The sequence below is a fragment of the Gammaproteobacteria bacterium genome (assembly GCA_027296625.1).
Taxonomy (GTDB): Bacteria; Pseudomonadota; Gammaproteobacteria; order JAKEHO01; family JAKEHO01; genus JAKEHO01.
On sequence record JAPUIX010000038.1, the window covers coordinates 20,572 to 32,062 of the forward strand.

Consider the following 11,491-nt stretch of genomic DNA (forward strand, 5'->3'; position numbering starts at 1 on the left):
ATATTATTTAATGACCGGTTGAGCCGCTGGCGCATTCGTGCTTATCAGAGGAGAAGGTAATGAAGAGCTCACTTGGGGATCTGATGAAACAGGCCCAACAGGTTCAGGAAAATTTAAAGCAGGCCCAAGAGCAACTGACAAACCTTGAGGTTACAGGTGAAGCAGGGGCGGGCCTGGTGCGCGTCACTATGACGGGGCGCCATGATGTAAAACGTGTTGAGATTGATCCGGATCTGTTGCAGGAAGACAAAGCGATGCTCGAAGATTTGCTAGCCGCCGCGGTGAACGATGCCAACAGACGCGTTGAGGAGGCAAGCAAGGAAAAACTGTCCTCCTTAACCGGGGCGTTAGGTTTGCCAAGCGGCATCAAGTTACCTTTTTAGTAGCATAGTTCTGGCTCGCCTTCCGAGGAAAATATGTTAGTTCGCACATGGCTGAATCACAGCTGATAAGTCATCTCATTGATGCGCTGCGCTGTTTACCCGGTATCGGGCCAAAATCGGCACAGCGTATAGCCTATCATCTGCTTCAGCGCGATAACGATGGCGCCCGCCGTCTTGCAGATGCCCTGAACCAAGCAGTGGATAAGGTTGGCCACTGTGAGCGGTGTCGTGCATTTAGCGACCGGGCGCTGTGTCCCCTATGCTCGAGCCCCAAGCGGGATCGGTCGCTGCTATGTGTGGTGGAAAGTCCGACGGATGTTCGGGCAGTGGAAGAAGCTGACTATAGAGGCCTTTACTTTGTGTTGATGGGGCATCTCTCGCCACTGGATGGAATTGGCCCAGAAGATTTAGGCATAGACCAGCTTGGTGCGTTGCTTGATGAGGGTGATATCAAGGAAGTTATTTTAGCAACCAACCTGACTGTCGAAGGAGAAGCGACTGCGTATTATGTCGGTGAGCTGGTGCATGCCAAGGGCATTCGGGCGACGCGGATCGCGCATGGCGTACCGTTGGGTGGGGAGCTCGAGTATATCGACAGCGGTACCTTATCTCAGGCGATCGTTGGCCGTCGGGAGATCTAGATTAGATGCTGAAAAGGCGCCTCCATGGCCTTTTCAGCGCAGGCTTCCCCGAAGTGAATTCGCGCGATCTCGCGAATCGCTTCCGCGATTCGCGGTCAGTCCTATGCTACTTTTTGAACATATAATAGGTAGTGTTAAGGAAGGCAACGACGTCATCAACATCTTCTTCAAACCATTGGAGCTCAAGGCTGAGTTCACATCGCAGGACTTGTTTTCTGAGTTCTGCCAACGTCTTGATTCGGTGGTTCTCTCGCGTATATACAGACGTGTCGTGGCAATGTAAGCAGTTCTGATCGTGTAAGTTACGTCCATTTTGGACGTCAGCTGCATGCAGCGTGTTTGCCCAAAACATTAGATATAAGCCCGGCAAAACACTGAGTAGAGCTGCGATCTGGCGTTTCACGTAGTTTCCGACCAACGCGTGTTTTGATTATGCACGTTTAGATGATAGGTGCGCTACGCGCACGGGCGCAGGCGGATGTGAGTCGTGAAATGCAGAGTAGAGTGGATCTGGTGTGAGTGTATTGGCATTTTCTTTATACAGTTTGACCAGCGCCTGGATTAGAGTGTCGGCTTTCGCCTGCTTCACAGCAAAGTCATCCGCTTCAAATTCATGCTTTCTCGATATGTGTGCGAGCATAGGCTGAAAAAAGAATGTAAATACAGGTATAACAATCAAGAACAGAACAAGAGCAACATGCGCAGAAGGCTGGGTGACGCCAAGCCCGGAATAGAACCAAGGCTGGTTGATCAGCCAGCCGAGAAATGCTAGTCCTATCAAGCTTACTGCAGCCATCAAGATAATCCGTTTTGTGATGTGTTTACACTTAAAATGACCAAGTTCATGAGCGAGCACCGCCTCGATTTCCTCAGAGTTCAGTTCGTCTATTAGCGTGTCAAAAAATACAATGCGCTTGTTCGTGCCGAGTCCAGTGAAATAGGCGTTCCCATGTGTGGATCGTGTTGAACCATCCATGACGAATATTCCCTGACTAGAGAAACCATTGCGTTTCAATAGTGTCTCGATGCGAGTGCGTAGTGCATCGTCCATAAGAGGTCGAAACTTGTTAAATAGTGGAGCAATGAATGTGGGATATACCCACATCATGAGCAGGCTAAAGCCAATCCAAGCGACCCATACATACAGCCACCAAAGTGCGCCGCCGTTTAACATCAACCATAATACTAGTGCAGCGAGTGGCATGCCAATTAACAGAAGCAGCATACCTTGCTTAAGAATGTCGAGGATGAAAATTTTTGGTGTTGTTTTATTGAAGCCAAAACGTTCCTCGATTACAAATGTTCGGTAAGCGGACATCGGTATTTCAAGCAGGGCCATCAGTGCATAGGCAGAAATTACGAATCCCACGCCGGTTGCAAGTATTGGGAGCCCGCCTGACTGCCAAGCACCATCCAGTAGATTAAGTCCACCTCCGAGTGTCCAGATGAGTAACAAAAGCGCGCCTACGAGTAGGTCATACATTCCAAAGCGGGCCTTGGCCTGCGTGTAATCAGCTGCTTTTTGATGCGCGCTGAGTGGTATCGTATCTTGAAATGCGGCGGGCACCTGGTCGCGATGGGAACGAACATAATCGATATGGCGCCTAATGAGCCATCCGTGTATGGCAATGCTTATGGCAATTGCCGCCAGAAATATTAAGGTTAGTTCATTCATTGGCGCATTATCGGCAATAAGCCGTCCGCAATAGTAGCAATTAACATGATGATCTGCTCATCAGAGAATTGCGCGCCGAACTGCATCATAGTACGGTTAGCATATTCTTTATTCATAATCGATATAGGTTCCCGGATATGACCCAATTCCCTGATAATCTTATCTGGATCGACTTGGAGATGACGGGTCTAGATACGGACAAAGATTATATCATCGAGATCGCAACTGTGATCACGGGCAGTCAACTGAATATCGTAGCGGAGGGGCCGGCATTGGCTATACATCAGGATGACACGATTTTGCAGGGTATGGATGAATGGAATACCCATCAACACACTAAATCAGGCTTAGTGGACCGCGTGCGACGCAGCACGCTGAGCGAGGCAGCTGCCGAGCGGATGACGTTGGAATTTGTTAAGCGCTATGTTCCACCTGCCATCTCTCCTATGTGTGGCAACAGCATCTGCCAGGACCGGCGTTTTCTGCATCGTTTGATGCCGGAACTCGAACGCTACTTTCATTACCGTAATCTGGACGTCAGTACCGTTAAGGAACTGGTCAAGCGCTGGGGCAAGAAAGAGTTCGCGAAAAGCTCTAGTCATTTGGCACTTGACGATATACGGGATTCCATCAACGAGCTCCGGAGCTACCGCGAGCAGGTCTTTAATTGTTGAGCCGTGGTACTGCATGCAGCAGATTTGCCGCGCACTCTCTATAGCGCGGAACAGGTGCGAGAACTGGATCGCCTGGCAATTGAGGAGCATGGCATTCCTGGTTCAACCTTGATGGAACGCGCTGGGAAGGTGGCTTTTGGCGTCTTATGCACCCGCTGGCCGCTCGCACGCCATATTTCCGTGTTGTGTGGTATGGGCAACAATGGTGGGGATGGCTATGTATTGGCGCGCCATGCACACGAGGCCGGCCGAGAGGTATCCGTTATTCAAGTCGGGGATGCGAGTCGACTACACGAGGATGCACGTTCAGCCGCCGATGCCGCAACTGCAAGCGGGCTCATCACCGTGCCGTACGATCGCGAGAAGCTTGCAAGGGCCGATGTTGTTGTTGACGCGCTGCTTGGGACTGGCTTGGACCGTGATGTGAGTGGTGAATGGGCCGAGGCGATCAATACGGTGAACGAGCAGGCTGAGGCAGTTCTTTCCATTGACATCCCCTCAGGGCTCCATGCGGACTCGGGCCGCGTCATGGGTTGTGTGGTGAGGGCAGATGCGACCATTACATTCATTGGTTTGAAGCGTGGTCTGTTTACCGGGCAGGGGATGGAGTACAGCGGCGAGGTCCTTTTCCACGACTTAGGCGTGTCTGCAGAGGTCTACCGTGGGGTGGGATCCTCCGCTGAGCGCCTGGACCTTGGCTGCGTTCAGGCGCTGCTATCGCGTCGGCCTCGCGCGGCCCATAAGGGCCGCTTTGGCCATGTGCTTGTCGTGGGTGGCGACGAGGGCTTTGCAGGCGCGGCACGTATGGCGTCAGAAGCCGCCGGGCGAGTTGGAGCAGGTCTGGTTAGCCTTGCAACCCGAAGTGCCCATGCCGGTTATATCTGTGCCGCCCGCCCCGAGATCATGGCGCACGGTACCGAGGATCCGAAAGACCTCGCGCCGCTCATCGAGCGCGCCAGTGTTATCGCGGTGGGTCCCGGCCTTGGTCAGTCTCCGTGGGGCATGTCGCTATTCACCAAGGTAGTAGAGCACACTTTGCCGATGGTATTAGATGCCGATGCACTCAATCTGCTCGCGGCAGATCCCGTCACACGTGATCATTGGATATTGACGCCACACCCAGGTGAAGCTGCCCAGCTACTCGGGTGCAGTATCGCCGAGATCGAAGCGGATCGTTTTACGGCCGCCACCGAAATCCAGCGTCGATTTGGTGGCGTGGCGGTCCTTAAGGGGGCGGGTACCGTGATCACGGATGCGAACGGACAGTGTGCGGTTTGCCATCAAGGCAATCCTGGTATGGCGAGCGGCGGGATGGGCGATGTGCTCACAGGCTGTATTGCGGGTTTCCTTGCCCAAGGGTTCAGCGCTGGCGATGCGGCGCGTGTGGGCGTCTGTTTGCATGCTGCGGCCGGCGACCTTGCGGCTAAAGAGGGTGAGCGAGGGCTGCTGGCAAGTGATCTGATGCCGTGGCTCCGTCGACTTGTTAATCCGGATATTTCATGAAACTTGCGATCGCCGACCCCGCCGCCATGGAAGCACTCGGGGGGGGCCTCGCCAGACACTGTCCGACGGGAACAAGCCTCTTTCTTCAGGGTGAGCTGGGTGTTGGGAAGACCACGTTGGCCAGGGGTTTTTTGCGTGCGCTGGATTATAAGGATGTTGTAAAAAGCCCCACCTTTACCCTGGTCGAATCCTACGACCTTGGGGGACGCAGGATTTATCATTTTGATCTGTATCGGTTAACCAATCCCCGGGCGCTGGAGGAATTAGGGTTCCGGGACTATTTCGATGGCGAGGCGCTGGCCTTGGTTGAATGGCCCGAGCACGCCGCTGGCCGGTTGGGGACCGGTGATATCCTTGTGCGTATTGCCTACGCGCCTTCCCATCGTGCGGTGGTCCTTGAGTGGCAGACTCCTGCTGGGCGCGCAGTCCTAAACCAGCTTTCTTTTCCTTAAGCCGCGCGTGGCTTGTGTCTATAGCGAGTCCGCCCTCGTGGGATTTGCCGTTACCGCGCCATTTCCGTTGGCTCTGCAGACATAAATAGCTTGAAAAGCAAATACATATGAAATTTAGCTAAAAACTGCTTGAAATTACCTGAATAAGGACTACAAAATAAAGAAACTATTGATACAAGATTGCACTGGATATGCGCTTAGTTGCCGCCTTGGTTCTGTTGCTGCTGCCGGGGTCGGTTGCGGCTCAGCCTGTGGAACTCAAAAACGTCCGCATTTGGGCTGCACCCGACAATACGCGTGTGGTGTTTGATGTCACAAGCCCAGTTGATCATAAGCTGTTCACGTTAGCGAGTCCGCATCGCGTCGTCATCGACATGCGCGCTGCGCGATTTCGTCGATCACCCCGGCAACCGTCGGCGAGCGATAAGCTGCTGGCGGGCATACGTAGCGCCCCGCGGAACAACACTGATCTGCGGGTAGTGTTGGATCTGAAAAAGCGGGTAAAGGCCAAGAGCTTTTTACTTAAACCAAACGAACGCTACGGCCATCGGCTGGTGGTCGACCTCTACGACATCCAAAAGCACAAAAAGTCACGATCAGGTGCCGATCGAATTCCGAGTACAAAATCTAAAAATGGCGTCAGAAATGTGGTGATCGCCATCGATCCCGGCCATGGCGGCGAGGATCCTGGGGCACGTGGCAAGCGAGGTACCTATGAAAAGGATGTCGTGCTCTCGATCTCGAAGCGCCTTGCAAAATTAATTAACAGCGACCGCGGCATGCGCGCGGTGTTGGTTCGCAAGGGCGATTATTTCGTGAGGCTGCGCAAACGCATGGAAATTGCTCGCGAGCACAAGGCAGATTTGTTTATCTCGATCCACGCCGATGCGTTCAAGCAGCGCAACGTTCGGGGGTCGTCCGTCTACGTCTTGTCACAACGCGGGGCGAGCAGCGAGGCCGCACGATGGCTTGCGGAGCGTGAAAACGCGTCAGACCTTATCGGTGGTGTCAGCCTTGATGATAAAGACGGTGTTCTGGCTTCCGTATTGTTCGATCTGTCCCAGACTGCCACACGCGAAGCCAGCACCGATGTAGCATACCGGGCGCTGGCCGAGTTGAAGAAAGTAGGAAAGGTACATAAACGCGGTGTGCAGCATGCGGGCTTTGCGGTCCTTAAATCGCCCGATATCCCCTCCATACTGATCGAGACGGCTTATATCTCTAATCCCTACGAGGAGAACAGGCTCCGCGATCCAGGGCATCAAGATGGAATTGCGCGTGCCATATTTAGGGGGCTCAGCGGCTATTTCCAGCATCATCCGCCACCTGGTACGTTGTATGCGGCACGCGAACACGTCATAGCGCGGGGTGAAACGCTTTCTGGAATCGCACAGCAGTATCGGGTGAGCCAAAAAAGTCTGCGTGTTACGAACAAGCTACCTGATGACCGCTTACAGGCGGGGCAGAAGCTTCGTATTCCGGTAGGAGAAGGCGGCTAACAAGAAGTCCACAGTGATGCGATAGCGGGGTTCGCCGCGCTACTCGCCCATGGCGAACGGACAGCACGACATCCCGTATAATGTCGGCGTCATGACTGATGTTGGTTTACCCTCCCGCATTCGGATTCTGCTCCCTCACATCGCGAATCAGATCGCCGCCGGCGAGGTGATCGAACGTTCTGCATCCGTCGCCAAAGAGTTGCTCGAGAACAGTCTCGATGCTGCTGCCACGCAAATCGATATTGCCGTAGAGCACGGCGGAGTCCATTTGATACGGGTGCGCGACAATGGTGCTGGCATTCACCGTGATGACCTTCTACTTGCACTGTCTCGCCATGCTACCAGTAAGATTGCCTTGCCCGAAGATCTCGAACGGGTCTCGACACTCGGATTTCGTGGGGAAGCGTTACCGAGTATTGGTTCGGTCTCCCATCTTTCCTTGGTGTCCCGCACGAAGGAAGATGAGACGGGGTGGGCAGTGAATGCAGAGGGCGAGAAGGCGCCGACGGCGAGCGAGCCACGGCCTCACCCACCGGGCACCACGGTCGAGGTGCGCGACCTATTTTTTAATATGCCAGCGCGGCGCAGGTTTCTGCGCTCCGAAAAGACTGAATTCCTCCATTTGCATGGGCTGGTGAAACGGATTGCACTGAGCCGCTTTGACGTCGGGATCAGTCTGCACCACGACCAACGTCCGGTGCTCAATGTGCGCCCGGCTAAGTCCGATGAGGAGAAAGATCGCCGGCTTACCAGCCTATTCGGTGCCGCATTTTTGGGGCGTGCCAGACGCATAGATTATCAGGCGGCCGGTCTTCGAGTCTGGGGCTGGCTCGGTCTACCTGCCGCCGCGCGCAGTCAGACCGATATGCAGTATGTCTACTTGAATGGTCGCATCATCCGAGACAAGCGGATTAATCATGCTCTTCGCCAGGCCTACGACGATTTACTCTATCCCGGTCGGCATCCGGTTTACGTCCTCTATTTGGAAGTGGATCCCTCTTGTGTCGATGTCAACGTGCATCCCACCAAGCATGAAGTGCGTTTTTGGGATCCTCGCACTGTTCATGATTTTCTTTACGGACGTTTGCATCAGGCATTGAGCGAATGTTCTCCACTGATCTCGGCCGATGGTGGCGAATCACTACCCCCTTGGCCCGTCGCTCGAGCGGCTGGTGCGCATGCGCGCTGGGCCGCTCATGGCCGCTGGCCTCAACCCCCCCCGGGCGCCTTAGTTCAAGATCGGACTCGACATCATTCGATCGCTTCTGAGACCGTTGTTGCGGAGGCGTCAGCGTCTCGGGCAGCGAAGCAGGCGCCACCACCGCCGCTTGGTCGGGCGCTGGCGCAACTGCACGGCAAATATCTGATCGCCGAGACGCGTTTAGGCATAACGCTGGTGGATATCCAGGCAGCTCAGGCGCGAATCGCCTTTGCCCGGCTAACAGCAGCGTATGAAAGTGGCCCTGTGCGGTCGCGTCCGCTGCTTCTCCCCGTGGGTATCGTGGTGGCAGAGACTATGATCGATTTGGCTGTCGAATTTGCATCAGACCTGGCCCGGGTTGGGTTGGTGGTCGACCGCGTCGGCCCGGATAGGCTCATGGTTCGAGAGATCCCGGCGCTGCTAGTGCGAGCGAATGTGGAGGCGTTGGTACGAGATGTGCTTGCGGTGACTGCCGATCATTCACGGGATGGGAACGCGAACGCATTTCCTCAATCTTTGCTCGCTACGTTGGCGGCGCATGCACACTATGAACCAAGTGGCCATCTCGACCTAGCAGAGTTGAACGTGCTGCTTCGCGATCTCGAGCAAGTCGACGCCCATGCCGAGAAAAGCCATGAAGGTGTTGTATGGAGGGAGCTTTCGCTCGAGGCGCTAGATGCCCTATTGCGACGGAGAAAATGATTAAAGGCCGAAGGCCATCTGCCGGGCGACCCACTAAACGGAATGGCGGTGTGCCGATCGATGATCAGCATTTGCCTCCCTTGATTTTTTTAATGGGGCCAACAACCGCGGGAAAGACGCGGCTTGCCGTTGAGCTTGTTGAGCGCTTGCCTTGCGATGTCATCAGTGTCGATTCGGCAATGGTGTATCGGGGCATGGATATCGGCACGGCCAAACCGACACGGGACGTGCTTGATCGGGTGCCCCACCGGTTGATCGATATTTGCGATCCGGCTGAGCCCTATTCTGTGGCCCGGTTTCGCAGAGATGCGCTCCGCGAGATAGAGGATATCAGCAGCAAAGGAAGGATCCCGTTATTGGTGGGGGGTACGGGGCTATATTTCCGCGCTTTGCAAAACGGTATTTCGAAACTGCCTTCGGCTGACAAGCGTCTCCGTGCGTCACTCGAAGCTGACGCACGTGCACAAGGTTGGCATTCCCTGCATGCGCGACTGGCGGAGGTTGACCCCCCCTCGGCAAACCGAATTCATCCAAATGACCCTCAACGCATACTCCGTGCCTTGGAGGTGTTTGAACTCACCGGGCAGCCGCTGACGGATCATTTTTCGCGACAGACACGAGATTCTCTGCCTTATCGGGTGGTGAAGTTCGTGCTGGCACCTCGTGAACGCGGGGTGATTCACCAATCCGTGAAGACACGTTTTCACCGAATGCTGGAGCGCGGCCTCGTTGACGAGGTGCGGGGTTTGTATGAGCGGCGTGACTTGGGCCCACACCTGCCGTCCGCTCGGATTGTTGGCTATCGTCAGGTTTGGCGCTATTTGGAGGGGTCGTTGGATTACCCGGGGATGGTGGAGCGTGCGATTGTTGCAACGCGTCAATTAGCAAAACGTCAGTTGACTTGGCTGCGCTCAGAACGTAATGCCACCTGGTTTGACGGCAGCGACGAAGATGTACTTGGTAGCCTGTTGAAGTTCTTGGAGGGAGCCCCGATGGTTACAGGACGATTGTAATATAATGTTAAAAAAGCGCGGTGGTGCGATAATATGAACCCCGTTACGTACCGAAATATAACTATAAATATTAAGGAGATCATCATGAGCAAGGGGCATTCACTCCAGGATCCGTATCTCAATACTCTACGTAAAGAACGCGTCCCAGTGTCTGTTTACTTGGTAAACGGCATAAAACTCCAAGGGCAGATCGAATCGTTCGATCAATTTGTGGTATTGTTAAGAAACTCGGTAAGCCAAATGATCTACAAACACGCCATCTCTACCGTGGTGCCAGCGCGGAATATCAAAATCCCCAGAGATGAAGACAGCGGAGAGGACTAATCTCTGCTATTTGGTGAGTCAGCGTCGAGCCAATGCCTTTGTTCGATAATATAGATAGTGGCGAACGTACCATTCTGGTGCACTTGAGCTTCCGAGACACGGAAGTTAATGAGGAACTACAGGAGTTTAGGGAGCTTGCCGCATCGGCCGGCGTTTTCCCGCTCGCGACGTTAACGGGTTCGAGAGAGGTGCCGGACCCGCGATACTTTGTGGGTAGTGGGAAAGCGCAAGAGATCAAGAAGTGCGTTGCCCAGTGTAGCGCAGACATTGTGCTCTTCAATCATGCACTGACGCCTGCCCAGGAACGGAATCTGGAACGCCTGGTAGGCTGCCGTGTACTTGATAGAGCGGGCCTCATTTTGGACATCTTCGCACAGCGTGCTCGTACCTATGAGGGCAAGCTGCAAGTAGAACTTGCACAGTTGCAGCATCTGTCCACCCGACTCGTGCGAGGGTGGACACACCTTGAACGTCAGAAAGGCGGTATCGGATTGCGGGGACCTGGTGAAATGCAGCTTGAAACGGACCGTCGGCTGATTGGGCAACGGATCAAGCATATCCACCAGCGCCTGGAAAAAGTGAGACGGCAGCGGCAAATGGGACGAAAGCTGCGCCGCAAGGCGGCGTTGCCGATTGTCTCGCTAGTGGGTTACACGAATGCTGGCAAGTCGACCCTGTTCAATCGTCTAACGGGGGCAGCAGTCTACGCCGCGGATAAGTTATTCGCGACCCTTGATCCTACGTTGAGGCGGATTGAGCTGTCCGGTTGCGGCTCCATGGTCCTCACAGATACGGTCGGGTTTATTCGGCATCTCCCGCATGATCTGGTGGCGGCCTTCCGCGCAACGCTGGAAGAGGTCCGCGAAGCCAATTTGTTGCTGCATGTGATTGATGCCCACGACGAGCAGCGACATGAGCGGATAGAGCAGGTCAATGAGGTCATTCAAACCATAGGCGCCTCACGCGTTTCCCAGGTGGAGGTCTACAATAAGCTTGACCTACAGGATAATGACGTGCCCAGAGCGGAGCGGAACCAGGATGGGCGTATTCACCGCGTCTGGTTGTCTGCAAAGACGGGGGCTGGTTTGGAGTATCTCACCGCAGCCCTCTCCGAACAGGTCAGAGAGGATACTGTCAGGCGCTGGCTCCAAATTCCTGCCTCGGCCGGAAGGCTGAGGGCGCGTCTCTTCCAGCTCGGTGCGGTCCGACAAGAGTGTGGCAATGAGGATGGTGGGTGGATGCTGGAAGTGGAGCTTCAGCGGCGGCGCCTTGACCGGCTGTGCCGTGATGCGGGTCTGGATTCTGAGCGGGTTGCAGTGGGACTGGCAGCCACTTAAAATCCACCGTGCCGAGAGAGCGGCGGTTCGAACATTACACTGGAGAAATAATCATGGGTTGGAATAATCCCGGCGGCAACGGGAGTA

General features: G+C 54.6%; 11 protein-coding genes. 10 read left to right on the forward strand and 1 reads right to left on the reverse strand.

Features of this window, described 5'->3' with window-relative positions; translation table 11 throughout:
* Positions 1 to 59 precede the first annotated feature (59 nt).
* Together O6944_02090 and recR are read left to right on the forward strand one after the other, a co-directional pair.
* Positions 60 to 383 (forward strand): YbaB/EbfC family nucleoid-associated protein, encoded by a 324-nt coding sequence (locus O6944_02090; protein ID MCZ6717929.1) that lies wholly within the window; start codon positions 60 to 62, stop codon positions 381 to 383.
* Between the two features lie 47 nt (positions 384 to 430).
* Positions 431 to 1,024 (forward strand): recombination mediator RecR, encoded by a 594-nt coding sequence (gene recR, locus O6944_02095; GenBank protein MCZ6717930.1) that lies wholly within the window; start codon positions 431 to 433, stop codon positions 1,022 to 1,024.
* A gap of 430 nt (positions 1,025 to 1,454) precedes the next feature.
* On the opposite strand, the gene O6944_02100 is transcribed toward recR, so the two are convergent.
* Entirely contained in the window at positions 1,455 to 2,699 is a 1,245-nt protein-coding gene (locus O6944_02100) for a M48 family metallopeptidase (protein ID MCZ6717931.1), read from the reverse strand.
* 137 nt (positions 2,700 to 2,836) lie between these two features.
* Here O6944_02100 and orn point away from each other — a divergent pair, with 137 nt between their 5' ends.
* The 8 genes from orn (at position 2,837) to hflX (ending at position 11,404) form a co-directional block, all read left to right on the forward strand.
* Positions 2,837 to 3,373, forward strand: coding sequence for an oligoribonuclease (orn, locus tag O6944_02105; GenBank protein ID MCZ6717932.1), 537 nt, complete (start codon positions 2,837 to 2,839; stop codon positions 3,371 to 3,373).
* A gap of 3 nt (positions 3,374 to 3,376) precedes the next feature.
* Positions 3,377 to 4,876 carry an NAD(P)H-hydrate dehydratase gene (locus tag O6944_02110; protein MCZ6717933.1) on the forward strand — a complete coding sequence of 500 codons (1,500 nt, stop codon included), beginning with the start codon at positions 3,377 to 3,379 and terminating at the stop codon, positions 4,874 to 4,876.
* Positions 4,873 to 5,328: a tRNA (adenosine(37)-N6)-threonylcarbamoyltransferase complex ATPase subunit type 1 TsaE gene (gene tsaE, locus O6944_02115; GenBank protein MCZ6717934.1), complete on the forward strand. Its 456-nt coding sequence runs from the start codon at positions 4,873 to 4,875 to the stop codon at positions 5,326 to 5,328. Before O6944_02110 ends, tsaE begins: the two co-directional genes overlap by 4 nt.
* A 191-nt stretch (positions 5,329 to 5,519) precedes the next feature.
* Complete coding sequence (locus tag O6944_02120; GenBank protein MCZ6717935.1) at positions 5,520 to 6,827, forward strand: N-acetylmuramoyl-L-alanine amidase; 1,308 nt, start codon at positions 5,520 to 5,522, stop codon at positions 6,825 to 6,827.
* Between the two features lie 49 nt (positions 6,828 to 6,876).
* Positions 6,877 to 8,730 (forward strand): DNA mismatch repair endonuclease MutL, encoded by a 1,854-nt coding sequence (gene mutL / locus O6944_02125; protein MCZ6717936.1) that lies wholly within the window; start codon positions 6,877 to 6,879, stop codon positions 8,728 to 8,730.
* A gap of 92 nt (positions 8,731 to 8,822) precedes the next feature.
* Positions 8,823 to 9,743 (forward strand): tRNA (adenosine(37)-N6)-dimethylallyltransferase MiaA, encoded by a 921-nt coding sequence (gene miaA, locus O6944_02130; GenBank protein ID MCZ6717937.1) that lies wholly within the window; start codon positions 8,823 to 8,825, stop codon positions 9,741 to 9,743.
* A gap of 84 nt (positions 9,744 to 9,827) precedes the next feature.
* A complete protein-coding gene (hfq, locus tag O6944_02135) occupies positions 9,828 to 10,067 on the forward strand; it encodes an RNA chaperone Hfq (protein ID MCZ6717938.1) in 240 nt (79 codons plus the stop codon).
* A gap of 38 nt (positions 10,068 to 10,105) precedes the next feature.
* Complete coding sequence (hflX, locus tag O6944_02140) at positions 10,106 to 11,404, forward strand: GTPase HflX (GenBank protein MCZ6717939.1); 1,299 nt, start codon at positions 10,106 to 10,108, stop codon at positions 11,402 to 11,404.
* The last annotated feature ends 87 nt before the right edge of the window (positions 11,405 to 11,491 follow it).

Coding starts and splice junctions, on each gene's coding strand:
- hfq (MCZ6717938.1), top strand. CDS start 9,828: ATGAGCAAGGGGCATTCACTCCAGGATCCGTATCTCAATACTCTACGT.
- orn (MCZ6717932.1), top strand. CDS start 2,837: ATGACCCAATTCCCTGATAATCTTATCTGGATCGACTTGGAGATGACG.
- O6944_02090 (MCZ6717929.1), top strand. CDS start 60: ATGAAGAGCTCACTTGGGGATCTGATGAAACAGGCCCAACAGGTTCAG.
- tsaE (MCZ6717934.1), top strand. CDS start 4,873: ATGAAACTTGCGATCGCCGACCCCGCCGCCATGGAAGCACTCGGGGGG.
- O6944_02120 (MCZ6717935.1), top strand. CDS start 5,520: ATGCGCTTAGTTGCCGCCTTGGTTCTGTTGCTGCTGCCGGGGTCGGTT.
- mutL (MCZ6717936.1), top strand. CDS start 6,877: ATGGCGAACGGACAGCACGACATCCCGTATAATGTCGGCGTCATGACT.
- O6944_02100 (MCZ6717931.1), bottom strand. CDS start 2,699: ATGAATGAACTAACCTTAATATTTCTGGCGGCAATTGCCATAAGCATT.
- recR (MCZ6717930.1), top strand. CDS start 431: ATGGCTGAATCACAGCTGATAAGTCATCTCATTGATGCGCTGCGCTGT.
- miaA (MCZ6717937.1), top strand. CDS start 8,823: ATGGGGCCAACAACCGCGGGAAAGACGCGGCTTGCCGTTGAGCTTGTT.